The sequence below is a fragment of the Azospirillum baldaniorum genome (assembly GCF_003119195.2).
GTDB classification, from domain to species: Bacteria; Pseudomonadota; Alphaproteobacteria; order Azospirillales; family Azospirillaceae; genus Azospirillum; species Azospirillum baldaniorum.
In genome coordinates this window covers 1,547,709-1,571,181 of the sequence record NZ_CP022253.1, presented here as the reverse complement: position 1 = coordinate 1,571,181, position 23,473 = coordinate 1,547,709, and the positions used below count along the sequence as shown (strand labels likewise).

General features: G+C 68.1%; 19 protein-coding genes. 6 read left to right on the top strand and 13 right to left on the bottom strand.

What is annotated here, in order from left to right; genetic code table 11:
* Nucleotides 1–185: 185 nt before the first annotated feature.
* The 3 genes from Sp245p_RS07365 (at nt 186) to Sp245p_RS07355 (ending at nt 3,348) form a co-directional block, all read left to right on the top strand.
* Complete coding sequence (locus Sp245p_RS07365; protein WP_014240617.1) at nt 186–962, top strand: MlaA family lipoprotein; 777 nt, start codon at nt 186–188, stop codon at nt 960–962.
* 93 nt (nt 963–1,055) lie between these two features.
* Nucleotides 1,056–1,673, top strand: coding sequence for an MlaC/ttg2D family ABC transporter substrate-binding protein (locus Sp245p_RS07360; protein WP_014240616.1), 618 nt, complete (start codon nt 1,056–1,058; stop codon nt 1,671–1,673).
* A gap of 193 nt (nt 1,674–1,866) precedes the next feature.
* A complete protein-coding gene (locus Sp245p_RS07355; protein ID WP_014240615.1) occupies nt 1,867–3,348 on the top strand; it encodes a pentapeptide repeat-containing protein in 1,482 nt (493 codons plus the stop codon).
* Nucleotides 3,349–3,402: 54 nt separating this feature from the next.
* Here Sp245p_RS07355 and ettA read toward each other — a convergent pair whose 3' ends face one another.
* The gene (gene ettA, locus Sp245p_RS07350) at nt 3,403–5,079 is read right to left on the bottom strand and encodes an energy-dependent translational throttle protein EttA (protein ID WP_014240614.1); all 1,677 of its coding nucleotides are present in this window, start codon (nt 5,077–5,079) and stop codon (nt 3,403–3,405) included.
* 123 nt (nt 5,080–5,202) lie between these two features.
* On the opposite strand from ettA, the gene Sp245p_RS07345 reads away from it, so the two are divergent.
* Nucleotides 5,203–5,670 carry a YaiI/YqxD family protein gene (locus Sp245p_RS07345; protein WP_041811088.1) on the top strand — a complete coding sequence of 156 codons (468 nt, stop codon included), beginning with the start codon at nt 5,203–5,205 and terminating at the stop codon, nt 5,668–5,670.
* Nucleotides 5,671–5,704: 34 nt separating this feature from the next.
* Here Sp245p_RS07345 and Sp245p_RS07340 read toward each other — a convergent pair whose 3' ends face one another.
* Both Sp245p_RS07340 and Sp245p_RS07335 read right to left on the bottom strand, forming a co-directional pair.
* Nucleotides 5,705–7,018, bottom strand: a complete 1,314-nt coding sequence (locus tag Sp245p_RS07340) for an exonuclease domain-containing protein (RefSeq protein ID WP_014240612.1) — start codon at nt 7,016–7,018, stop codon at nt 5,705–5,707.
* 98 nt (nt 7,019–7,116) lie between these two features.
* Nucleotides 7,117–7,695, bottom strand: coding sequence for a hypothetical protein (locus Sp245p_RS07335; protein ID WP_198421064.1), 579 nt, complete (start codon nt 7,693–7,695; stop codon nt 7,117–7,119).
* A 509-nt stretch (nt 7,696–8,204) separates the two neighbouring features.
* On the opposite strand from Sp245p_RS07335, the gene Sp245p_RS07330 reads away from it, so the two are divergent.
* Both Sp245p_RS07330 and Sp245p_RS07325 read left to right on the top strand, forming a co-directional pair.
* Nucleotides 8,205–8,645 carry a hypothetical protein gene (locus tag Sp245p_RS07330; protein ID WP_244439296.1) on the top strand — a complete coding sequence of 147 codons (441 nt, stop codon included), beginning with the start codon at nt 8,205–8,207 and terminating at the stop codon, nt 8,643–8,645.
* A gap of 142 nt (nt 8,646–8,787) precedes the next feature.
* Nucleotides 8,788–9,252 carry a hypothetical protein gene (locus Sp245p_RS07325; RefSeq protein ID WP_244439295.1) on the top strand — a complete coding sequence of 155 codons (465 nt, stop codon included), beginning with the start codon at nt 8,788–8,790 and terminating at the stop codon, nt 9,250–9,252.
* A gap of 22 nt (nt 9,253–9,274) precedes the next feature.
* Here the strand turns inward: Sp245p_RS07325 and bfr are convergent, their stop codons facing one another.
* The 10 genes from bfr to Sp245p_RS07275 form a co-directional block, all read right to left on the bottom strand.
* The gene (gene bfr / locus Sp245p_RS07320; protein WP_014240606.1) at nt 9,275–9,760 is read right to left on the bottom strand and encodes a bacterioferritin; all 486 of its coding nucleotides are present in this window, start codon (nt 9,758–9,760) and stop codon (nt 9,275–9,277) included.
* A gap of 123 nt (nt 9,761–9,883) precedes the next feature.
* The gene (gene malQ / locus Sp245p_RS07315; protein WP_014240605.1) at nt 9,884–12,073 is read right to left on the bottom strand and encodes a 4-alpha-glucanotransferase; all 2,190 of its coding nucleotides are present in this window, start codon (nt 12,071–12,073) and stop codon (nt 9,884–9,886) included.
* 222 nt (nt 12,074–12,295) lie between these two features.
* Nucleotides 12,296–13,348, bottom strand: a complete 1,053-nt coding sequence (locus Sp245p_RS07310) for a response regulator (RefSeq protein WP_014240604.1) — start codon at nt 13,346–13,348, stop codon at nt 12,296–12,298.
* A gap of 87 nt (nt 13,349–13,435) precedes the next feature.
* Entirely contained in the window at nt 13,436–15,586 is a 2,151-nt protein-coding gene (gene glgX / locus Sp245p_RS07305; protein ID WP_014240603.1) for a glycogen debranching protein GlgX, read from the bottom strand.
* Between the two features lie 28 nt (nt 15,587–15,614).
* Complete coding sequence (locus tag Sp245p_RS07300; RefSeq protein WP_038527390.1) at nt 15,615–15,971, bottom strand: HepT-like ribonuclease domain-containing protein; 357 nt, start codon at nt 15,969–15,971, stop codon at nt 15,615–15,617.
* A complete protein-coding gene (locus Sp245p_RS07295; RefSeq protein ID WP_014240601.1) occupies nt 15,961–16,278 on the bottom strand; it encodes a nucleotidyltransferase family protein in 318 nt (105 codons plus the stop codon). Before Sp245p_RS07295 ends, Sp245p_RS07300 begins: the two co-directional genes overlap by 11 nt.
* Before the next feature lie 113 nt (nt 16,279–16,391).
* Nucleotides 16,392–18,656: a 1,4-alpha-glucan branching protein GlgB gene (gene glgB, locus Sp245p_RS07290; protein ID WP_014240600.1), complete on the bottom strand. Its 2,265-nt coding sequence runs from the start codon at nt 18,654–18,656 to the stop codon at nt 16,392–16,394.
* Between the two features lie 107 nt (nt 18,657–18,763).
* The gene (gene treS, locus Sp245p_RS07285) at nt 18,764–22,087 is read right to left on the bottom strand and encodes a maltose alpha-D-glucosyltransferase (RefSeq protein WP_014240599.1); all 3,324 of its coding nucleotides are present in this window, start codon (nt 22,085–22,087) and stop codon (nt 18,764–18,766) included.
* Between the two features lie 179 nt (nt 22,088–22,266).
* Nucleotides 22,267–22,701, bottom strand: coding sequence for a bacteriohemerythrin (locus Sp245p_RS07280; protein ID WP_014240598.1), 435 nt, complete (start codon nt 22,699–22,701; stop codon nt 22,267–22,269).
* Between the two features lie 156 nt (nt 22,702–22,857).
* Entirely contained in the window at nt 22,858–23,382 is a 525-nt protein-coding gene (locus Sp245p_RS07275) for a GNAT family N-acetyltransferase (RefSeq protein ID WP_244439294.1), read from the bottom strand.
* Nucleotides 23,383–23,473: the final 91 nt, after the last annotated feature.

Genomic DNA, 23,473 nt, shown 5'->3' with positions numbered 1-23,473 from the left:
TGGTCAAAAGGCGGCGCCTGTGTTAGGCACGGAACAAAGGGATCGCACGGATTTTCCGGGCGATGTCCTGTCCGGCAGCGCCTGTTGCCGCCCGGCGAGGGGACGAACCCTTCTGACGTGGCGCGATGGGGCCGCGGAATCGGATGCCCCGCCCAAAGTCGTGTCCCCAGAAAGAGCCGTCGCCGATGAAGCTGGCCAACCTCTCCCGCTCCCTTCTTCGCTCGGCCGCCGTAGCCGTCGTCGCCTTCGGCATGGCGGGCTGCGCAACCGCGCCCGGCAGCAACGAAGCCGATGTCACGGTCAGCGATCCCCTGGAGATTCCCAACCGATTCGTCTTCGCCGTCAACGAGACCGCGGACATCCTGCTGATCCGCCCGGCGACGGAAGTGTATGTGGGCGTCGTCCCCGACCCGCTGCGCCAGGCGGTGCACAACTTCATCCAGAACCTGCTCGGCCCGCTCTACATCGCCAACAACCTGCTGCAGGGTGATTTCGAGGGCGCCCAGGTCGCCACCGGCCGGTTCATGACCAACACCATCCTCGGCATCGGCGGCCTCGCCGACGTGGCGACGGAGGCCGGAATCGGCGACCGTCCGGAGGATTTCGGCCAGACGCTCGGAGTTTGGGGTGTCGGACCGGGGCCATACGTGGTTCTGCCGTTCCTCGGCCCGTCGAACGTCCGCGACACGCTGGGCTACGGCGTCGACACGCTGGCCGACCCGTTCCGCATCGGCACCAACGCCGCCGGGGCGGACAACGCGATGTACGGGCGGACCGCCGCCGCAGGCCTGGACCGCCGCTCGCAGCTCCTGCGCGAGATCGACGACCTGCGCAAGAACTCGCTGGACTTCTACGCGACGGCCCGCAGCCTGTACGCGCAGCAGCGCCGCGCCGCGATCGCCAACGACATCGCGCCGGCGACGCCGGAGTTCCCCGATTTCGACGAACCCGCCAAGAAATAAGGAGGAGGCCTGCCGCGGTGCGACCGTCCGCGCTCGATCCTTTAGCCGATTGAGTGTTGACAAAGCCCCCGCGGCAGCCACTTTTGCCTTGCCATGCTGACACGTCGCCTGTTTCTCGTGTGCGCGGCCCTGCTCGCGGTGAGCAGCTGGGCCGCCCGTCCCGCCGCCGCGCAATCGGCTGATCCGGGCGCGACCGCGTTCATCCAATCGCTGGGGAACGAGGCCGTCGCCACCTTCTCGAACAAGAGCCTGTCGCGCGAGCAGGCGGTCCAGCGCTTCCGCGGCCTGCTCTATCAGGGCTTCGACGTGGCCTACATCGGGCGTTGGGTGCTGGGCCGCTACTGGAACTCCGCCACGCCGCAGCAGCACGACGAATACCAGAAGCTGTTCGAACGGCTGATCGTCAACACCTACGCCGACCGCTTCGTCGAGTATTCCGGCGAGACCTTCCGCATCACCGGGTCGCGGGTGGAAGGCGAAGCGGACACCATGGTCACCACCCAGATCGTCCGTCCCAACGGCCCGCCGGTGAATGTGGACTGGCGCGTGCGCAAGCGCGACACCGCCTACAAGATCATCGACGTGGTGGTCGAGGGCGTGAGCATGGGCGTGACCCAGCGCCAGGAATTCGCCTCCGTCATCGGCCAGAACGGCGGTCGGGTCGAAGGGCTGCTCCAGGCGCTGCGCCAGAAGGTCGGCAGCGCCGGCTGATCCTTCGCTCCGCGCGTCCCGGAAAGACCGGACATATCAAGGGCTGCCTTCGGGCGGCCCTTTTTCATGCCTGCTTTTCATGGGCTCTTTTTCATGATGGTCCAAACGGCGATTCCGTGACGAACACGGCCGGAAGGGGTATGGTCCCGCCCAAAGCCTCTCTTGTGTGTTGCAGCAGCGGGCGCCCCATCCGATGGCCGACCGGACTCCAAACGAGATCGAAGAGATCAAGGCGATCATCCTCGCCCACCAGACGTGGCTGACGCGCCGCGGCGGGCGGCGGGCCGACCTCAGCTTCCGCGATCTTTCGAATCTCAACCTCGACCGGGTAAACCTGAACGGGGCGAAGCTGGCCGGGGCCAATCTGGTCGGCGCCCGCCTCGTCCGAGCCGACCTTTCGCAGGCCGACCTGTTCGGTGCCGACATGGAAGGGGCGAACCTGACCGCCTCGACGCTGATCGGGGCGGATCTGCGCGGCGCCAACCTGCACCGCGCCATCCTGACCGACGCCAATCTGCGCGGCGCCGACTTCCGCGCCGGATCGCTGATGAACGGGACGGACGACAAGCCGCGCAGCGACGGCGTCACCCGCCTGACCGAGGCCAAGATGGAGCGCTCCATCCTGGCCGGAGCGAACTTCACGGGCTGCGACCTCAGCGGCGCCGATCTCAACGACGCCGACCTGACGGGCGCCGACATGACCGCCGCCGTGCTGGTCGGCGCCGATTTCTGGGGTGCCACGCTGGACGGCGTGACCTTCGACGGCACGACCATCGACGAGGCGACGCTCGACCGCAACTACCTGCCGGCCTCCCTTCCCAAGAACGCCATCGTCAAGCCGGCCTACAAGCCGATGCCGTCGGGCGTCTTCCTGGAGGCCGTCGCCGAGCATGAGCGGTGGGTGAACAGTCAGGGCGCCGAGGGCCGGCACCTCGACCTCGATCTCGTGTCGGTGATCGGGGCCGATCTGACCGGCCGTGTGCTCGCCGCCGCACGGCTGCGCCGTTGCCGCCTGATGGGTGTGCGGCTGCGCAAGGCCAGCTTGGAGATGGCCGACCTCTCCTACACCGAGATGATCGGGGCCGACCTGACGGAGGCCTGCCTGAACGGCACCAACCTGCGCCGCGCCGGGCTGTCCCGCGCCGTCCTGGCCCGCGCCGACGCCCGCCCCGCCCGCCTGTCCGGCGACCGTCCCTGGCCCGCCAATTTCGACGGCGCCAACCTGACCGGCGCCGACCTGCGCGACGCCCGGATGGAGGACGCGGTGCTGCGTTCCGCCAAGTTGGGTGGCGCGAAGCTCGACGGCACGGGGGTCACGGTGACGGTGGACACCGCGCCATCGCCGCCCCCGGCACCGGAGGAACGGCGGGCGCAGAAGCGCTACGCCCATCCCTGTCTGATCGTCCAGACCGACCGCGGCGCCCATTCCTCCCGCAACTGGTCGATCGGCGGCGTCAGTTTCTACGCTCCGGACGATCTGTTCGAGGAGGGCGAGACGATCGAGGGCCGCCTGTCCATCACCGGGCGGAACGACATCATGGCCACCGCGCGGATGGTCGTGGTGCACAAGGGCGCGGGGAAAGGCCAAGTGTCCGTGCGCTTCCACCAGTATGGCGACGATCTCAAGCAACTCTTGAAGACCGCCTTCCTGGAGCATCAGAAGCTGGAAGGGTAACGGAGGAAGGCTCCCCCTCCCGGATGGGGAGAGGGAGCCTGCCGGAGCCGCCGCTCAGGAACGGACCAGCGGCTTGTACTTGATGCGGTGCGGGTTCACCGCATCCTCGCCCAGACGGCGCTTCTTGTCGGCTTCGTAGGCTTCGAAGTTGCCCTCGAACCACTCCACATGGCTGTCGCCCTCGAAGGCCAGGATGTGGGTGGCGAGGCGGTCGAGGAACCAGCGATCGTGGCTGATGACCACGGCGCAGCCGGCGAAATTCTCCAACGCCTCTTCCAGCGCCCGCAGCGTGTCGACGTCCAGATCGTTGGTCGGTTCGTCGAGCAGCAGGACGTTGGCGCCGGACTTCAGCATCTTGGCGAGATGGACGCGGTTGCGCTCACCGCCGGAGAGCTGGCCGACCTTCTTCTGCTGGTCCGGACCGCGGAAGTTGAAGGACGAGACGTAGGCGCGGCTGGGCATCGACTTCTTGCCGAGGTCGATGATGTCCAGCCCGTCGGAGATTTCCTCCCACACGGTCTTGTTCGGGTTCAGCGAATCGCGGCTCTGGTCGACATAGCCCAGCTTCACCGTCTCGCCGACGCGGAAGGTGCCGGCATCCGGCCCGTCCTGCTCGGTGATCATGCGGAACAGGGTGGTCTTGCCGGCACCGTTCGGGCCGATCACGCCGACGATGCCGCCCGGCGGCAGGCGGAAGGACAGGCCGTCGATCAGCAGGCGGTCGCCGAAGCCCTTGTTGATGCTCTCGGCCTCGATGACGACGTTGCCCAGGCGCGGCGGCGTCGGGATGACGATGCGGGCCTCGCCCGTCGCTTCCTTGCCGCTCTCGGCCAGCAAGGTCTCGTAGGCGGAGATGCGGGCCTTGCTCTTGGCCTGACGGGCGCGCGGGGACTGCCGGATCCATTCCAGCTCGGTGGCGAGCTGCTTCTGGCGGGCCTCCTCGGCGCGGCCTTCCTGCTCCAGGCGCTTCTGCTTCTGCTCCAGCCAGGAGGAGTAGTTGCCTTCCCACGGAATGCCCGACCCACGGTCGAGTTCGAGGATCCAGCCGGTCACGTTGTCGAGGAAGTAGCGGTCGTGGGTAACCAGGACGACGGTGCCCTTGTAGTCCTCCAGGTGCTTCTGCAGCCACGCCACGGACTCGGCGTCCAGATGGTTGGTCGGCTCGTCGAGCAGCAGCAGGTCGGGCTTTTCCAGGAGCAGCTTGCACAGCGCGACGCGGCGGCGCTCACCGCCGGACAGCTTGGTCACGTCGGAATCGCCCGGCGGGCAGCGCAGCGCGTCCATGGCGATCTCGACCGTGCGGTCGATGTCCCAGGCGTCGGCGGCGTCGATCTTCTCCTGAAGCTCGGCCTGCTCGGCCATCAGCGCGTCGAAGTCGGCGTCCGGGTCGCCCATCGCCTCGGACACGGCGTTGAAGCGGTCCAGCAGGCCCTTGGTCTCGGCCAGGGCCTCCAGGACGTTCTCCTGCACCGTCTTCGTCGGGTCGAGCTGCGGCTCCTGCGACAGGTAGCCGACCTTGGCGCCCTGCGCGGCCCAGGCCTCGCCCGAATAGTCCTTGTCCAGGCCGGCCATGATCTTCATCAGGGTCGACTTACCGGCGCCGTTGACGCCGAGGACGCCGATCTTCACGCCGGGCAGGAAGGACAGCCAGATGTTGTCCAGAACCTTCTTGCCGCCGGGGTAGACCTTGGACAGGCCCTTCATCACATAGACATATTGATAGGACGCCATGCGCCGCTCCGACCCTTCTGCACAAAAAGGAAAAATCCAGGACGCCACCCGCGGCGCCACTTCGCTCGCTCAGGGTTTTAGCGCATAAGGACGCGGCATGAAACGGCGAAGGAGGGAAGCCGGGTGGTCGAGATTTATGTGGATGCCGATGCCTGCCCGGTAAAGTCGGAAATTTACCGAGTGGCCGGGCGCAACGGAATCAAGGTCTGGATCGTCAGCAACGGCCCGCTCCGCCTGCCCAACGAATGCCTGTCGGAACTGGTCGTCGTCGGGTCGGAGTTCGACGCCGCCGACAACTGGATCGCCGAGCACGCGACCGAGGCCGACATCGTGGTGACCGCCGACATCCAGCTCGCCGACCGCTGCGTCAAGAAGCGCGCCGTGGTGATCGGCCCGACCGGCCGCCCCTTCACCGAGGACAGCATCGGCTCGGCCATCGCCACCCGCGCGCTGATGCAGGATCTGCGCGACATGGGCGTGGTCAGCGGCGGCAACAAGCCGATGAGCCAGCAGGACAAGTCGAAGTTCCTGCAGACGCTCGATCAGGCGGTGCAGGCGCTGAAGGCCGGGCGGCGCCCGAAATGGCGGTAAGGCGTCAGTCGGGCAGGATTCACTCGGGCAGGATTCACTCGGGCAGCGCGCCGGCCTGACCGGCGGCGAAGGCGCGCGCCTGTCCGTGCGTGGCGATCCCCAGCTGCTCCAGCCGCGTCAGCAAACCCGCGGCCAGTTCCGCTTCGACCAGGGCGGGGGCGAAGGGACCCAGGCGGCGGTCGGTGGCGATGCCGAAGGCGGCGGCCAATTGCACCAGCGAGGCCCCCTCCAGCGCCGGATCGAGCGCCGCGGCAAGCCGGGCGAGGTCGAGCGTCGGCGGCGCCTCCGGCTCCGGCAGGCCGGCGTCGCGGCAGGCGCGGGCCAGCGTGCCGAGCGCCGTGTCCACCCCCCAGCCGACCACCGCGCAGCCGCGCAGGGCGTCGGCGATCACCAGCCAAGCCGCGGCGAAGGGGCGCGCGCCTTCCACCATCGCCGCGGTCACGCCGTGGGTCGCAGTGCCCTCCGCCGGGATCGGCGCGCCGGGATCGATGAACAGCTCCAGCGACAGGCTGCGGAAGACGCGCGGCCCGACCATCCGCACCGTCCCCACGGCGACGACCGGCCCCTCCGCCGCCCGCCCGGTGGCGGTGGCCACCCACAGGCTGACCATCGGCAGGGCCAGCAACGGGTCCTCGTCGCCGAGATGGACGGGACGGGCGTTGGGGCGCAGCAGCCTCCGCTCGCCGGACAGCAGCGGCTGCGCCTCCCCCGCCTTCGCCGGGAAGACCAGGGCGATCCCCGACTGGAGCCCCAGATCCTTGACGCGGACCGGCACCTCGCCCCCCTGGGCGCGGCGCAGCAGGGCGGAGACCATCTGGCCGTCCTCGCGCGCCCGCTCGATGGCGCGGAACAGCTCGGGGCGCGACAGGTGGTCGTAGATGTCGGCCCCGGCCGCCAGCCCAAGATGGGCGGAGGCCGCCGGATTCAGCGTGTCGATCCGCCCGAAATCGTCGAGCACCACCACCGGCTCCTCCAGCGCGGCGATCACCCCGGCCAGCCGTTCGCCCGGACGGCTTTCGCCGTGGCGGCCATGACGCAGCGCCTCCGCCGCCGCCCGCGCGAGGTCGCCGGCCTCGTCCTCCTTCGCATCAGCGGCGAGGGAGGCGGCGCTGCGTCCACGCCACGCAGACAGGGTCTCGCGCAGCCGGCCCAGATCGCGGAAATGGCGGTTCAGCCGGGCAAAGGCCATCCACAGCGCCAGCACGCCGATCCCGACCGCCCCCATGTCCAGCAGGGAACGCTCGGGATCGGCGATGGCCAGCCGCCCGATCTCCACCCCCAGGAAGGCGAGCGCCATGCCCGCCACCGCAAAGCCCAGCACCGCCGAACGCCACGCCCCGCCCCGCATCGGGCCGCCTCCACACACCGTACGAATGGCGCGACTGTAGCGCCCCCGGGTGCCGGCGGAAAGGGAGCGGGCGGGTCAGCCCTCCCGCTCCCGCCCTGCTAATCCGCCGCGAAGCAGTAGAGCAGCCCCGCGCCGCCCGTGCTCTTCAAGGCATCCTGGCTGCAACCGCCCCGCGTCAGGTGCGAGCTGTTCCAGGATTTGGCCGAGGGGTCGTCGCCGAGCCCCATGCGGTCGTGGTGACCGACCATGGCGGCGCCCTCCGTCCCGCTGCGGGTCCAGTTGCCGCAGGTCCGGTCCTCCGCACCATCGAAGGCCGTGCCGTCCGGCTGGCTGCCGGTCAGGATGTCGTGGGTGTTGGGGGTGTCGCCGCGGCCTTTGACCGTCTCACCGGTTTCGGTCAGCCCGGTCTGCTTGGTCAGGCCGTTGGTGGTGTGCAGATCCTCCACGCTGCGGGCGATCACCTGCCCCTTGGCGTTCTGCCAGGGGCCGGGGCCGATGCGGTCGCGGGCGTTCACTGCGGGTCGGCCGTCGGCCGCCTGGGTGGACAGATAGGCCTTCCAGTCGCGGTTCCCCGCCCCGACGGCCTGCGCCAACTGCCGGCAGTGACGGTCCGCGCCCTCCAGCCCACCGAGGTCGGCGCCCTTTCCCGATCCGACGCTGGTGACGAAAAAGCTCATGCCCGTGGAGCCTCCGGACGTCTGCGCCGACGCCGGTGCCGCCGTCAACAGAACAGCCGCCGAAATCGCAGCGCCGATACCAGCCCCAAAGATGGTGCGGACCATGGATGCCCTCCCCTGCCTTGTTGTTCAGACGATGGTTGCTCGTGGACGCTGGAGCGGACGGCTTTATTCCCGCATCCCTTCGGCGCATCACCCAGCCGCATGGCCGATCCTTCTTTTTTCCCCTTCCGGCGCAGCGCGAAATCCTTATCGTCCCTGGCGGCTCCCACACGCTGGCGCGGCCACAAGATTTAATACGAATTTCGAACCATTTTATTCCCATAACGACAAAAAGGTTTGCGCAACTCAAAATAATAATGAGAGAAAGCGCGAACGACCACACGCTCTCGTTATCACGCTTTTAAACATTCAAAGACTTATTCGAGCGCTGTTAATCGCTCATTAAGGCAAATTCGGCAGATTTGATCTTGCGTTCTCCTTCACATTTTTTGGGTCCGGCGATGGTGATGGTCTACCACCCTTACGCGCTCCAGCATCGGCAGGAACGGCGGTCCGGGCGCAGGCTTGCGCTGGCGTTGATCGTCGCCCTCGGCCTCCCCCTGGCGGTGGGCGCCGGCTACACCCTGGAGACGGTGCGCGGCTACGCGGTGCAGGCCCGTTTGGCGCAGGCCGTGGACGCGGCGGCCCTGGCCGGCGGGCGGGTGATGTTCGACGACCAGCGCGACGGCCACATCCGCACCTTCTTCGACAACGCCTTTTCCAAGAGCTTCCTGGGCGCCCACACCGCGGCGCTGAGGATCGAGGACGATACGAACAGCGGCGTGCTGACGGTGCACGGCCGGGCAACCGTCAAGGCGCTGTTCACCCGCGTCCTGGGCGGCAGCGACCTGATCGTGGAGGCGCAGTCGGTCGTCCGCCGCAACGTCCGTGGACGCAAGGGGGCTTAAACCCTTCGAAGCGCGTCACCGGCGCCTTCGGATGGACAGCCACTACGGCGCTATGACCCCTGACCGATTTTTTTAAGGCATCGGGAAGGTTTGCGCTGATACCATGCGGGTCGAGGCTCAACCCCAACCCGCCCTGCCCCCCGTGTCCAGCATCCTGTCCCTATCATCGGCGTCGAACGCTCAATCCTTGTCCGGGATGAGTCGGCTTCGGCAGATGCTGGCCAGCGAAGCCATCGCGGTGCAGCCCATCCGGCGCGTGCCGGGGGAACAGGAACGCCGGCGGTCCGACGATGTCTCGGCCACCGACGATGCGCTGAAAAGCGGAAACCGGACGGAACTGGGCGGAGCGGAAGGCAATCGCGCCGGCCGAGCCGGTTCCTCCTCGAAATTCGCGTTGGACGATGCGGAGAGTGACGACCGACCGGTCACCGGCGCGTCGCCGCGCCTGAGCGCCACGCCCAACGCCGGTTTCATCGCGCAGAGCATCCATCAGGACGCCATGGGCAGCGGCCTGCACATCGAACCCTGGTCCACCGCCATCACCGCCTACCGCAAAGCCGACGCCGCGGCCTATGCGGCCGGGACGTCGGCGGGAATGTCCGTCTAGGCGGCGGACCGTTCCCCATCGCTTAGGACGAAGAATCCTCACCGTAGATCTGCTCCTGCTGGTAGGCGGTCAGGCCCACGCGCTGGATCAGGTCGAGCTGGGTCTCCAGCCAGTCGATGTGCTCCTCGGTGTCCTCCAGGATCTCCCGGAAGATTTCGCGGCTTTGATAGTCGCGCACCGCGTCGCAGTCGGCGATGGCTTCCAGCAGGTTGCCGCGGTTGTGGCTCTCGATGCCCAGGTCGGCGGTGAACATCTCCGGCAGGTCCTCGCCGATCTTCAGCTTGTGCAGGTCCTGAAGGTTGGGAAGACCTTCCAGGAACAGGATACGCTCGATCAGCTTGTCGGCGTGCTTCATCTCGCCGATGGATTCTTCGTAGACCTTGCCCGCCAGCCGGTGCAGGCCCCAGTTCTTCAACATGCGGGCGTGCAGGAAATACTGGTTGATGGCGGTCAGCTCGTTCGTCAGAATCGTGTTGAGGTGCCGGATAACCTTCGGATCACCTTTCATCTACCCCTCCGTCTTGATTGGCCACGCGGAATCGCGCGCGGCGCGCTGTTCTTTTGCCCGACGACTGCCGCCAAGTGTAAGCCAATAGCGCAGGATCGCAATCGGCTTCCGGTTCGGCTGGCTTCAGGACCGCTCGCTGCGGACCGCCTCGGCCAGCCGGCGCAGCCCTTCGTCCCCGGCCATCGCCTCCACCGGCATGCCGAGGCGGCGGCGCCAGTTGGGATGCTGGTCCACGGTGCCCGGCAGGTTCGGCTGCTCCACCTCCCCCAGCGCATCCTCGATCTGCACCATGGCGATGCGGCCCGGCGAGCGGGACAGGTAGCGGTGAACCGCTTCCATCAGCTCGCGCGAGAAGGGTTGCGAGCCCTCGTTGTTCGGGTAGCTGGCCGGGCGCAGCCCTTCCCGCTCCAGCGCCTGAAGCATCCACCAGCGGTCCACGCCGCGGTCCCAGACGTCCTTGTTCCGCGCCGCTTCGTCGGGATAGAGGTCCAGTTTGGCGCGCCAGTCGAGGTCGCGGTTGGTCCAGAAACCCTTGAAGGTGGCGAGGTCGTGGGTGGTCACCGTGACCATCGCCCCGGCCGGATACTCGTCCGGCGCCTTGAACCCGCCGTCGGCGCTGCGCTCGAAATAGAGCACGCGGTAGCTGAGGATGCCGGCCCGCTCCAGCGCCGGGCGGAAGCCCTCCGGCACGGTGCCGAGATCCTCGCCGATGACGATGCAGCCATTGCGGCGGCTTTCCAGCGCGATGATCCGCAACAGGTCCTCGAACGGGTACTCGACATAGGCGCCGTCGCTGCCGTCCGCCGGAATCCAGAACAGGTGCTGCAGCGCCATCACATGGTCGATGCGCAGCGCCCCGGCGTGGCGCATGTTGGCGCGCAGCATGGCGATGAAGCTGCCATAAGCCGATTCGCGCAAGCCCACCGGCGACAGCGGGGCGAGGCCCCAGTTCTGCCCCTTCATGTTGAACTGGTCCGGCGGCGCGCCGACGTTGGCCCCCTGCACCAGAATGTCCGACTCGCCCCAGGCCGCCGCCCCGCCGGGATGCGCCGCCACGGCGAGGTCGCGGTAGAAACCGATGGGCAGCCCGGCCCGTCGTCCGCGCTCCGCCGCCGTGCCCAGCTGGCGGTCGGCCTCCCATTGCAGATACTCGAAGAAATCCACCCGCTCGGCCTGCTCGGCGGCGAAGGCCTGCACCTCCGGGCTGTCCGGGTGCTGGAAGGCCGGCGGCCACGTCCGCCACATCCATTGGGACGGGTCGCGGCGGTAGAAATGCTCGTGCAGCGCCTCGAACACGGCATGGCGGCGCAGCGGCTCGCCCATTTCGCGCCGGAACGTCTCGAACGCCTCGCGCCGCGCGTCGCTCTCGCCCAGCGCACGGAAGGTCGCGTGCAGCGCCTCCAGCACCGGCATCTTCAAGGCGGAGACGGCGGGATAGTCCACCAGTTCCATCGCCCGCGCGGCGGCCAGCCGCTGGCGGAACTCCTCCGACGCGATGAGGGCCTGCGCGTGCGGCGTGGCCGCCAGTTCGGGCACCCGCTCCACGTCGATGTAGAGGCTGTTGAGGAAGGTCCGGCTGCTCGGCGAATAGGGGCCGATGTGGTTGGGGTCGGCCGGGAACAGCGCGTGCAGCGGGTTGAGCCCGACCAGCCCGGCGCCGAGCCCCGCCGCCGTCTCGGCGAAGCGCCCGAGGTCGTCGAAGTCACCGATGCCCCAGTCGTCACCACTCTTCAGCGCGTAGAGCTGGAGGCCGATGCCCCAGGTCCGCCCGCCGGGAACCACGTCCTCCACCGTCAGGCAGCGCTGCGGGGCGACGATCAGCACCGTGCCACCCTCCAGCGTACCACCCACGCCCTGGGGACGGATCACCACCGACAGCCGGTGATAGCCGAGCGGCAGGGTCGGCGGCAGGCGGGTCGAAACCGTCCGCCGCTCGTAGGCCACGCCGTCGAGCACGCGCTGCTCGGCCAGCGGCAGGTTGCCGACGCGCAGCGACGCGCGGTGGGCGAGCCCGCCCTCCTCGGTCAGCGTCCAGGTCAGCTCGGCGTCCTCCAGACCGGCCGGGACGGCCAGGGCGAGGTTGAGCGGTGCGCCCTCGTCGATCACCAGGACGGGGGGCAGCATGCGCCGCCACGTCCGGTCCTCCACCGCGTGCAGGCTCGCCGCCAGTTCCTCGCCGGTGCCGGCGGGATAGCCCATGGCGGCGGACAAGGCCCGCTTCGTCGCGTCGGAGGTCTCGCGCCGGTTGCCCCAGATGTCATGGTAGAAGGGCTCGATGCCAAGCCGTTCGGCAAGCCGGTCGAGATCGCTCATTCAGGGGTCCCCGCGTTTGTCGGTCGTGGCGTCTTGGTGGCGTCATTCTGGCCGCAACGGCCTGCGCGCGAGCATTGCGCGTCGGGCCGATTCCGTCCAGCCCCGAACATTCGAATTTTCATATTGACCGCAACGCTTTCGCGCGCGGCGACGGGGCAAGGGTGACAACGCGCCGCAACCCTGGATGATCCGGCCTTCTTCAGCGGCTCACCATTTGCGGGATCACGACCCGACCGCCTCTTTCGCCGCATCGCCATTCGCCACGGGCGCGACCGTGGCGGCCCGCGCGGCCTCCGCCTTGGCCGCCTCCGCCTTGGCTTGGGCCATCTGCTCCAGGCGGGTGCGGTAGCCGGTCACAGCGGCAGCGACCTCCCCCATCATAGCCTCCAGGGAGCGGGCCGCATCCACCGCCTGCATCAGGTCGCGGGCCAGCGCGCGGACGCGCTCCAGCTCCTCCGCCGCGACGGCGCCTGATTCGGCCTGAAGGCGCAGCCGCTCGGCCATCATCTTCAAGGACTTGGCAACGGACTCCGCCGGCCCCGGCTCGCCCAGGTCGTCGAGGCGGCGCAGCAGGTCGTCGAGGAAAGCCGGGACGCGGGCCAGATGCTCCACCGCCATGCGCTCCGGCGGGCGGGCGGTCAGGCCGATGGCGGCGAACTCGATCAGGAAGGCGACCTGCACGCTGATGCGCAGCAGCTTCTGCTCGTTGACGAAATGGTTGGCCTCGGCCATGAGCTGCCGGGCGTTGATGTGCGCCCAGCGGTTGGTCGCCTTCAGCCGCAGCGTGTTCGGCGCGTCGAGCAGCGGTACCTGGGCGCCCTCGCGCGGCGACTTGCGCCGGTCGGGGCCGGTGTAGTCGGCGGTCACCACGAACTTCTTGCGCGATTCGATCAGGGCGGCCAACCGCTCCTGCACCTGCTTGGGCGAGACCGGTTTCACCAGCAGATCGTCGGCCCCGGCGTTGGTGACGCGCATGACCAGAAGGGGCGTCGGCTGCCAGGTCGTGGCGACGATGCAGGCGTAGGGGTTGCGGGTGTCCGGCTCGTTGCGCAGGCGGCGGATGAGGCGCAGCGCCTCCGCCTCCTCCCCGTCGATGTCCAGCAGGATCAGGTCGGGGGTGGCCGCCGCGGCCATGTCCGCCGCGTCCCGGACCGAGCCGTAGGTTTCCGCCCGCTTCATCCCCAGCCGCGCCAGAACCTCGCGCAGGACGCGCTGGGTGTTGGACTGCGTGTCGATGATGGCGGCATCAACCAGGGAATAGTCGTATTCGGGCATGCGTCGATTCCGCGGAAACCGGAGGTGGAAGGGCCACCCCAGGCCAGGACGTTAGCACAGGCGGAAAATACCGCCTATTGACCCGCATCAACGACCGGGCGATTCGACCTGCACGAACACCAGCGCCGTCCGCCCGTCCACCGGCATCGTCCGCCCGGCGAGTTGCATCCGCCCGTCGCCGGCCCCGTCCGCCACGCGGGTGTCGAGCACGCTGCGCCAGCCCCGCGCGTCGGGAACCTCCGGCAGGGTGACGTTGACCGTGTCGGTGTGGGCGTTCAGCACGATCAGCAGCACCCCGTCGTCCTGCGGCGCCCCATCCACCCCGGTGTAGGTTCCGGCATGGCCGTTCAGCAGCAGCATGATGCAGCGCGCGTGGCCGTTGCGCCAATCCTCCGCCGACTTCTCCACCCCCTGCGGCGTGTACCAGACGATGTCCTTCAAACCATCCGCGGAGGTCCGGCGGCCGTGCAGGAACACCGGACGGCGCAGCACCGGATGGGCCTTGCGCAGGGCGATCAGCCGCTTGACGAAGGCCAGCATCGGCCCGCCCTCGCCCTTCAGCCGCGCCCAGTCCAGCCAGGAGGTCTCGTTGTCCTGGCAATAGGCGTTGTTGTTGCCCTTCTGGCTGTGGCCAATCTCGTCACCGGCCAGCATCATCGGCGTGCCCTGCGACAGGAACAGGGTGGCCAGCAGGTTGCGCTTCTGCTTGGCGCGGGCCTCGCGGATCGCCGGATCGTCGGTCTCCCCCTCCACCCCGTGGTTCCAGGAATGGTTGGCGGAATGGCCGTCGCGGTTGTCCTCGCCGTTGGCCCAGTTGTGCTTGTCGTTGTAGGAGACGAGGTCGTGCAGGGTGAAGCCGTCGTGCGCCGTGACGAAATTCACCGACGACCAGGGCCGCCGCCCGCGCTTCTCGAACAGGTCCGACGAACCGGCGATGCGCCCGGCCAGCTCCGGCAGCATGCCGTCGTCGCCGCGCCAGTAGCGGCGCACGGTGTCGCGGTAGCGGTCGTTCCACTCCGCCCAGCCCGGCGGGAAGTTGCCGACCTGATAGCCGCCGGGACCGACGTCCCATGGCTCGGCGATCAGCTTGACGTCGGCCAGCGCCGGGTCCTGCCGCACGGCGTCGAGGAAGCCCGAACCGGGGTCGAAGCCATAGGGCTCCCGCGCCAGCACGGTGGCGAGGTCGAAGCGGAAGCCATCGACGTGCATCTCCGTCACCCAGTAGCGCAGGCTGTCCATGACCATCTGGAGGACGCGCGGGTGGCTGAGATTCAGGGTGTTCCCGGTGCCGGTGTCGTTGATGTAGAAGCGCGGATTGTCGGGCAGCAGCCGGTAGTAGCTGAGGTTGTCGATGCCCTTGAAGGACAGGGTGGGGCCGAGATGGTTGCCCTCACCCGTGTGGTTGTAGACCACGTCGAGAATGACCTCGATCCCAGCCTCGTGCAGGCGGGCGACCATGGTCTTGAACTCCGACAGCACGCCGGTGGTCATGTAGCGCGGCTCGGGCGCGAAGAAGCCGACGCTGTTGTAGCCCCAGTAGTTGCGCAGGCCCTGCCCGACCAGATGCCGGTCGTCGGCGAAGGACTGCACCGGCAGGAACTCCACCGAGGTGATGCCCAGCGCCTTCAGATAGTCGATCACCGCGTGGGTGGACATGCCGGCGAAGGTGCCGCGCAGCGGGGCCGGCACCTCCGGGTGGCGCATGGTGAAGCCGCCGACATGCGTCTCGTAGATCACCGTGTCCGACCAGGGCACCGCCGGGTGACGGTCGTGGCCCCAGGTGAAGGCGCGGTCCACCACCCGGCACTTCGGCATGCCGCGCGCGTTGTCGCGCCGGTCGAAGGACAGATCCTCGCGCGTCGAGCCGACGCGGTATCCGTAATGGGCGTCCGACCAGCGGAACGGCCCGAACAGCGCCTTGGCGTAGGGGTCGAGCAGGAGCTTGTTCGGGTTGAAGCGGTGCCCCGCCGCGGGCTCGTAGGGGCCGTGGACCCGGTAGCCGTAGAGCAGGCCGGGCCGGGCCTCCGGAAGGTAGCCGTGCCAGACCTCGTCGGTGTGCTCCGGCAGGACGACCCGCTCGACCTCGCGCTGGCCGGTCTGGTCGAACAGGCACAGCTCGACCTTTTCGGCGTGGGCGGAGAACAGGGCGAAATTGACACCGAACCCGTCCCAGTTCGCCCCGAGGGGATAGGGCTTGCCGGGCCAAACGGCGGTGCGCGTGGCGGTGGAGATGGCCATCAGACGACGATCCCGTCTTGTGGGACCGTCATGGCCGGTTCCCTTCGATCCGCATCAACTCCGCGACGACCACAGCCCTCAGCGGCGAAAGTTCGTGTTGAATGGTGTGCCACGTAAGAGCGTCGTCCACGTTGTCGTAATCGTGCCGGTAGATGTTACCGGCACCGGCTATGGCCCGCCAATCGATTTCGGGATGGCGCTGTCTGACGTCATCGGGGATGCGCCGAGAGGCTTCCGAAATGATTTCGAGAGCGCGCAGCACGGCGTAGCTGGTCTTCTGATCGGCCAGAAAATCCTCGAACCCCATTCCAGAAACGAATCGGGCAATCGCATCGATGTTCTGAACGATGTCCTCCAGCCGCCGCTGCGGCGACCTAGAAGGCATGCACCGCCTCCTCCGCCACGCTGTCCCGAAGGGCGGGTTTCAGATTCTTCCGCACCACCACATCCGTCGGCCGGTCGAACAGGTCACCGATGTCCAGCGTCACCCGCGTGTACTCGAACAGCCCCATGGGACGCCCAGGGTCCAGATCGATCACGATGTCAATATCGCTGTCGGATCGGGCCTCGCCACGCGCGACCGAACCGAAGACCGCGGCATGCAGGACACCACGCCGACGCAGGTCCGCACTGTGGCTGCGCAGGATGCGCACCACGTCTTCGACGGACGGCGGCCGGTTCCTCATCGTCATGATCGTTCCCCCGGACGCTCGTCCGCCCGGAGCCTGTGCGGGATAACCAAATCAATAAAGAGGAGGCACGCACCGCCCGTCAAGAGTGCCCATCGGGAAGAGATGGCGCGCCCCTACCCCACCTTGCGCTCCAGCACCAGCGTGCCCAGCGGCGGCAGGGTCAGGGTGATGGAATGCGGACGGCCATGCCACTCCGTCTCCTCGCTCTCTACACCGCCGGCGTTGCCGACGCCGCTGCCGCCGTATTCCGGGGCGTCGGTGTTCAGCACCTCCTCGTAGCGGCCCGGCAGGGTGACGCCGACGCGGTAGCCGTCCCGCGGCATCGGGGTGAAGTTGCAGACCACGACCACATGGTGCTCCGGGTCCTCCCCGCTCTTGCGCAGGAAGGCGAGGACGGAGTTGTCGCTGTCGTTGGCCTCGATCCATTCGAAGCCCGCCGGGTCGCAGTCGGTCTGGTGCAGCGGCTTCAGGCCGCGGTACATGCCGTTCAGGTCGCGCACCAGCGCGTGAAGCCCCTGGTGCAGCGGCTCCTCCAGCAGGTGCCAGTCCAGGCTGCGCGCCTCGCTCCACTCGCGCCACTGGCCGAACTCGCCGCCCATGAACAGCAGCTTCTTGCCGGGATGGGCGAACATGAAGCCGTAATAGGCGCGCAGGTTGGCGAACTTCTGCCAGTCGTCGCCCGGCATCTTGTTGATGAGCGAGCCCTTGCCGTGCACCACCTCGTCGTGGCTGAGCGGCAGGACGAAGTTTTCCGAGAACTGGTAGATCAGGCCGAAGGTGAGCTGGTGGTGGTGGTAGCGGCGGTGGATGGGGTCCTTGGCCATATACTCCAGCGTGTCGTGCATCCAGCCCATGTTCCACTTGTAGCCGAAGCCCAAGCCCCCGAGATAGACGGGCCGCGACACCGCCGGCCAAGCCGTGGATTCCTCGGCCACCGTCATGATGCCCTGGTTCTGGCCGTAGGTCAGTTCGTTCATCCGCTTCAGGAAGGCGATGGATTCCAGGTTCTCGCGCCCGCCGAAGCGGTTCGGAACCCACTCGCCGGCCTTGCGGCTGTAGTCGAGGTAGAGCATGGAGGCCACGGCATCGACCCGCAGCCCGTCCAGCCGGTAATGCTCCAGCCAGAACAGCGCGTTGCCGAGGAGGAAGTTCTGCACCTCCGTCCGGCCGAAATTGTAGATCAGCGTGTTCCAGTCCTGGTGATAGCCCTGGCGCGGATCGGCGTGCTCGTAGAGGTGCGTGCCGTCGAACCAGCCCAGCCCGTGCGGATCGGTCGGGAAATGGCCGGGGACCCAGTCGAGCAGCAACCCGATCCCCGCCGCGTGGCAGGCGTCCACGAAATACTTGAAGTCCTCCGGCGTGCCGTGGCGGCTGGTCGGCGCGTACATGCCGATCGGCTGGTAGCCCCAGGAGCCGTCGAAGGGATGCTCGGTGATCGGCAGCAGCTCGATGTGGGTGAAGCCCAGATCCTTCACGTAGGGCACCAGCCGGTCGGCCAGTTCCCGGTAGGTGAGGAAGCGGTCGCCTTCCTCCGGCACCCGCGCCCAGGAGCCGAGATGGACCTCGTAGATGGAGATCGGAGCGGTCAGGTCGGCGCTGGCGGAGCGGGTCCGCTGCCACTCGGCGTCCTGCCAGTCGTAGGATGGCAGGCCGTGCACGACGGAGGCGGTCTGGGGACGGAACTCGGCCTGGAAGGCGTAGGGGTCGGACTTCAGCGGCAGCAGATCGCCGCCCGCCCCCTTGATCTCGAACTTGTAGCGCTGGCCGACGGTGGCGTGGGGCACGAATATCTCCCACACGCCGGCCTCCGTCCGCTTGCGCATGGGCAGGCGGCGACCGTCCCAGTCGCAAAAGTCGCCGACGACGCTGACCCGCCGGGCGTTGGGCGCCCAGACGGCGAAGGCCACGCCGGCCACCCCGTCGATCTCCCGCGGGTGGGCGCCCAGCCGCTCGAAGCTCTTGAGGTGCGTGCCCTCGGCCAGCAGATGGATGTCAAGTTCGCCCAGGACCGACCAGAAGCGGTAGGCATCCTCGAACTCCACCGTCGCCAGCGGGAACTGGACGCGCAGGCGGTAGCGGAAGGGCTCCTTGCGGTCGGTCAGGACGGCGACGAAGAAGCCCTCGCCATGGACCTTGTCGGCCTCGCCCACCGGGTCGCCCGACGCGCTGTCGATCACCCACAGCTTTTCCGCGCCGGGGATGAAGGCGCGGACCTCGACGGGCTGGTCCTTGCCGGTCTGGTGCATGCCCAGGATCGCGAAGGGATCACCGTGGTTGGCGTGGACGATGGCCTCGATGCCGCCGCTCAACGGCGACGCGGCCTTCGGCGACGCTTCCTGCGCCTTGGCACGGTTTCCCGTTCGGATGTCGTTCGGCATCGGCTGACTTTCCCCTTACCCTTGCTCGTTCTTGGGGTGTGAACATAGCGCCGGGGCGTTTGTCACACCACGCCCGCGGCGTCCTATGTCCCGCATCGGGTTTCGCCTCAGGACTCGCCGTCCAGAAGCCCCAGCACGCCCTTCACCGGAATGCCGATCCAGTTGGGCCGGTTGGCGGCCTCGTAGGCGATCTCGTACAGCGCCTTCTCCATCAGGAAGAGCGCGAGGAGACGGCGGTCGGCGGTGGTTCCGTCCGGCACGTCCGGGCAGGCCCCCATGGCGGCGCGGTAGGCCTCCAGGAAGCTCTGCATGCTGCGCCGTTCCCAATCGAGCGCCGCCTCCATCACGGCACCGGCCTCCTCCAGCACGCCCGTCTCGTCGATCCGGAACAGCGCCGCCCAGGTGGCGTAGTTGAAGGAGCGCAGCATCCCCGCCACGTCGCGCAGCGGGCTGTGCTTGGCCCGGCGCTCCTCCAGCGACTTCGCCGGCTCGCCCTCGAAGTCGATGATGTACCAGTCGTTCTGGGCGCGCAGCACCTGCCCCAGATGGTAGTCGCCGTGGATGCGCGTCTTGTCGCCCTGCGGCGGGGTGTCCGCCAGCTCGGCCAGCCGGTTCATCACGTCGGCACGGCGGGCCAGCAGCGATTCCGCCTGCTCGCGCACAGCAGGGGCCAGACGGTCCAGGGCGCCGGGCAGCGCGGCGAAGGCGGCCTCGGCCTGACGGCGGGCGGCCTCGCCCCAGCCCTTCAGGTCGTCGGCGGTGACCGGTTCCGGATCGAAGGCCGGATCGCCGGTCCGCTTCGCCAGCGCGCAATGGAGTTCCGCCGTGCGCTGGCCCAGCGTCGCCATCGTGGCGGCGTGCATGCCGAAGGGTTCGCCCTCGGTCGGCTCCTCTGGGTCGTGGGACAGGCCGAGACGGATGTCGTCAAGATCGCGCACCAGCGAATCGACGGTGCTGCTCCAGCCGTCGCCCTGGTTGCGGACATAGCCCTGGAGCACGAACAGCGCGGTCGGCGTGCCGTCCTCCGCCACATGCTCGACCGAACCGAGCAGCGGCGGCGTGTTCTGGAATCCCGCCACCTCGGTCAGGAAACGCCCGACCTCCAGTTCCGGATGGGCGCCGGGGGTCAGGCGGCGGAATGCCTTCAGCACGGCCTGGCTGCCGACGAGGATGGAGCTGTTGCTCTGCTCCACGCCGAGGCGGCGGATTTCGGTGTCGTCGTCCACCGACAGGTCGGCCATGCAGGCCGTGGGCGAGAAGCGCAGGTGCCCGCTCGACGCCGGAACCTCCCGCCCCTCGCGCAGGGCGGTCAGCAGGCTGCGGGTGAAGGCGTCGGCCTGCATGGCGTCGTAGATGGCGCCGGTCCGCGGACCGCGCCGGGCCTTGGCCAGCGTGAAGGGGAGCAGCGGCCAGCCGGTGTTGCCGGCGTTCTCCTCCCAACTCATGGCGAGCGGCAGGAAGTAGGACTGCGGCTTGGCGCCAGTCAGGGAGACATCGGCCCGCACCATCATGAAGCCGTCGCCCGGCCCGTTGAGCCGCGCGAACATCGGGATGTGCGCGCTCTCGATCCGGCGGTCCTTGGCGGCGAACCAGCGCTGCTGAGGCAGGTAGGCCTGCAGGATGTCGCGCGCCAGCTCCTCGCCGGCGCGGCCGCTGATCAGGCTCTGCCAGCCGTCGCGCACGACGATGGTCAGCAGGTCGGGCACCGGCTCCGGCATCGTCTCGTGCCAGGACGGCAGAGCCGCCTCGGCGGCCAGCGCGAACCAGTAGAAGCCGTAGGCGGGGATGGTCAGCAGATAGGGCAGATCGCCGACCGGCGGGAAGACCGTCCGGCCCAGCATCTCAACCGGCACGCGGCCGCGGAACTGTTTGAGGTCAAGCTCCACCGCCTGGGCGGAGCGGGACAGGTTGGCCACGCAGAGGATGACTTCGTCGCCCTCCTCCGTCGAATGGCAGCGCAGATAGGCCAGGACCTTGCGGTTGCCCGGATAGAGGAGCTGGAAACGGCCGCGCCCGAACGCCTTGTGCTGCTGGCGCACGGCGATCAGCCGCTTCATCCAGTTCAGCAGAGACGACGGGCTGCGCTGCTGCGCCTCCACGTTGATGGCCTGGAAGCCGTAGATCGGGTCCTGGATCGCCGGCAGATACAGCCGCGCCGGGTCGGCGCGGGAGAAGCCGCCGTTGCGGTCGGGCGACCACTGCATCGGCGTGCGCACGCCGTCGCGGTCGCCGAGATAGATGTTGTCGCCCATGCCGATCTCGTCGCCGTAATAGAGCACCGGCGTGCCCGGCATGGACAGCAGCAGGCTCTTCAGCAGCTCGATCTTGCGGCGGTCGTTCTGGAGCAGCGGGGCGAGGCGCCGCCGGATGCCCAGGTTGATCCGCATGCGCCGGTCGGCGGCATAGAAGTCCCAGAGATAGTCCCGCTCGCGGTCGGTGACCATTTCCAGCGTCAGCTCGTCATGGTTGCGCAGGAAGATGGCCCACTGGCACTCGTCCGGGATGTCCGGGGTCTGGCGCATGATGTCGGCGATGGGGTGCCGGTCCTCCATGGCAACGGCCATGTAGATGCGCGGCATCAGCGGGAAGTGGAAGGCCATGTGGCATTCGTCCCCGCCCTTCTCCAGATCGCCGAAATAGGGCAGCACGTCCTCCGGCCACTGGTTCGCCTCGGCCAGCAGCATGCGGTCGCCGTAGCCCTTGTCGATCTCCGTGCGGATGGCCTTCAGGACGTCGTGGGTTTCCGGCAGGTTCTCGTTGTTGGTGCCCTCGCGCTCCTTCAGATAGGGCACGGCGTCGAGCCGCAGCCCGTCCACCCCCATGTCCAGCCAGAAGCGCATGACGTTCAGCACCTCCTGAAGGACCTTCGGATTGTCGAAGTTCAGGTCGGGCTGGTGCGAATAGAAGCGGTGCCAGAAATAGGCCTGCGCCTCGGAATCCCAGGTCCAGTTGGACTTTTCCGTGTCGCAGAAGATGATGCGGGTGCCCTGGTACTTCTGGTCGGTGTCGGACCAGACGTAGAAATTGCGGTGGTTCGATCCCGGCTTGGCCTGACGGGCGCGCTGGAACCACGGGTGCTGGTCGGAGGTGTGGTTGATGACCAGTTCGGTGATCACGCGCAGGCCGCGGTCGTGGCATTCGCGCAGGAACCGCTTGAAGTCCTGGAGATTGCCGTAGGACGGGTTGACCGCCTTGTAGTCGGCGATGTCGTAGCCGTCGTCGCGCAGCGGCGAGGGGTAGAAGGGCAGCAGCCACAGCGTGGTGACGCCAAGCTCCTGGATGTAGTCAAGCTTCTGCGTCAGTCCGGCGATGTCGCCGATGCCGTCGTTATCGGCGTCGAAGAACGCCTTGACGTGAAGCTGATAGATGACCGCGTCCTTGTACCAGAGCGTGTCGTTCCGATCGATCCGGCCATTGTCCGAGTTCTTCATACCGCCCCGTCGCTCCGCTGGTCTGGTGGAGCGGGGCCGCCGCACGGGCGGGGAATCCCGCGCCCATCCGGCAGCCGCGCCACATCATAAACCAGTTAGAGTTGGGTCCGTTCCACGGCAAAGGCAACGTTGGACGCGAAACCTGCGATGGCGGACCACCATTGGAGGCGGTGCCGGACTCAGGCGGAGGCCCGCTTCCGCTTGGCACTTGGGGTCAGGCTGCGGTACACGCCCTGATCCTCTTCGATGAAGTGGGCGATCAGGCGGTGCTCGACCCAGTTGGTCAGTTCGTTGGGCGTGCAGAAGACGACGCCGTACGGCCCCTCGAACCGCAGGGCCAGCAGTTCTTCGGTGATCTGCCGGTGCAGCCGCTTGTGCTTCTCGACGCCGGCGCTTTTGGCGTCGATCCAGAACTGTTCCTCGTCGGAGAAATGCTCCTCCGTGTACTTCACCAGGGCGGCGAAGGCGTTCTGGATGATCTTGTAGCCCTGCCCCGCCGCGACCGCCATGTGCAACAGCCCGGCCAGTTCCAGAAGGGTCCGGTGCTGCTCGTCGATGGACTCGTTTCCGACCGTGTATTCGGACTTCCACGGAAAGCGGGCGGATGGCTGCATGGGGGGCCTGCCGACGAACGGCTGTGCTGAAGGTGTGGGGGACGCCGCAAGATAGCACCCCGCACCGCCCGCCGGGGTCGGACAACTTGCCGCAAATCGAGTCTCCGCCCGGCGCGATGGATGCAATTTTTGGCAAATTATCACAAAGGCGTCGGATCAGCCTTTCACAGGCTTGGTCATGTAGGTCATGCCGCCGCCGTAGGAGGCGAGCTTGGCCGCCAGCCCGGCCCCGCCGTCATGGGGCCGGAATCCTTGCGCGTCCCAGAAGGCCCGCGCGCCGGGGGTGGAGGTCAGGGCCAGCCAGCGAAACCCCTGCCGTGCCGCCAGCGCGTTCATGCGCTCCAGCGCCGCCACGCCCAACCCCAGCCCCCGTGCCGCGGGCAGCAGGGCGACGTCGTGCAGATAGAGGCAGTCCGGCACTTCCGGCAGCGCGCCGAGCGGCGAATCGAGCGGCGGCGGAACGCCCAGCCGGCCCGGATGCATGACGATGTAGCCGATGCAGGGTCCGGCCGCCTCCACCCCAAAAGCTTCCGCCATGGCGCAGCCGTCCGGGTAGAGGGCCAACCGCTCGGCGAAAACGGCGCGGTCCTCCGGGTAATCGGGGTGCACGACCTCGGCAATGGCCATCACACGGTCCAGGTCCGCCGTTTCCATCGCCCGCCAGCCCGCGTTCATCCGCATTCTCCCGTCCTCCCCGCCCTTTCCAGCCTTCCAGCCCACCATCCGGGCGCGCTATGGTGACCGTTCGCACACCAGCCGACCGGAGGACCAC

Bases quoted from the DNA above. Each gene is read 5' to 3' on its own strand.
- Sp245p_RS07330 (WP_244439296.1), top strand. From the start codon at position 8,205: ATGGTCTACCACCCTTACGCGCTCCAGCATCGGCAGGAACGGCGGTCC.
- malQ (WP_014240605.1), bottom strand. From the start codon at position 12,073: ATGAGCGATCTCGACCGGCTTGCCGAACGGCTTGGCATCGAGCCCTTC.
- Sp245p_RS07280 (WP_014240598.1), bottom strand. From the start codon at position 22,701: ATGCAGCCATCCGCCCGCTTTCCGTGGAAGTCCGAATACACGGTCGGA.
- Sp245p_RS07295 (WP_014240601.1), bottom strand. From the start codon at position 16,278: ATGACGATGAGGAACCGGCCGCCGTCCGTCGAAGACGTGGTGCGCATC.
- Sp245p_RS07275 (WP_244439294.1), bottom strand. From the start codon at position 23,382: ATGCGGATGAACGCGGGCTGGCGGGCGATGGAAACGGCGGACCTGGAC.
- Sp245p_RS07340 (WP_014240612.1), bottom strand. From the start codon at position 7,018: ATGCGGGGCGGGGCGTGGCGTTCGGCGGTGCTGGGCTTTGCGGTGGCG.
- bfr (WP_014240606.1), bottom strand. From the start codon at position 9,760: ATGAAAGGTGATCCGAAGGTTATCCGGCACCTCAACACGATTCTGACG.
- Sp245p_RS07335 (WP_198421064.1), bottom strand. From the start codon at position 7,695: ATGAGCTTTTTCGTCACCAGCGTCGGATCGGGAAAGGGCGCCGACCTC.
- ettA (WP_014240614.1), bottom strand. From the start codon at position 5,079: ATGGCGTCCTATCAATATGTCTATGTGATGAAGGGCCTGTCCAAGGTC.
- Sp245p_RS07310 (WP_014240604.1), bottom strand. From the start codon at position 13,348: ATGCCCGAATACGACTATTCCCTGGTTGATGCCGCCATCATCGACACG.
- Sp245p_RS07360 (WP_014240616.1), top strand. From the start codon at position 1,056: ATGCTGACACGTCGCCTGTTTCTCGTGTGCGCGGCCCTGCTCGCGGTG.
- Sp245p_RS07365 (WP_014240617.1), top strand. From the start codon at position 186: ATGAAGCTGGCCAACCTCTCCCGCTCCCTTCTTCGCTCGGCCGCCGTA.
- glgX (WP_014240603.1), bottom strand. From the start codon at position 15,586: ATGGCCATCTCCACCGCCACGCGCACCGCCGTTTGGCCCGGCAAGCCC.
- Sp245p_RS07300 (WP_038527390.1), bottom strand. From the start codon at position 15,971: ATGCCTTCTAGGTCGCCGCAGCGGCGGCTGGAGGACATCGTTCAGAAC.
- treS (WP_014240599.1), bottom strand. From the start codon at position 22,087: ATGAAGAACTCGGACAATGGCCGGATCGATCGGAACGACACGCTCTGG.
- glgB (WP_014240600.1), bottom strand. From the start codon at position 18,656: ATGCCGAACGACATCCGAACGGGAAACCGTGCCAAGGCGCAGGAAGCG.
- Sp245p_RS07355 (WP_014240615.1), top strand. From the start codon at position 1,867: ATGGCCGACCGGACTCCAAACGAGATCGAAGAGATCAAGGCGATCATC.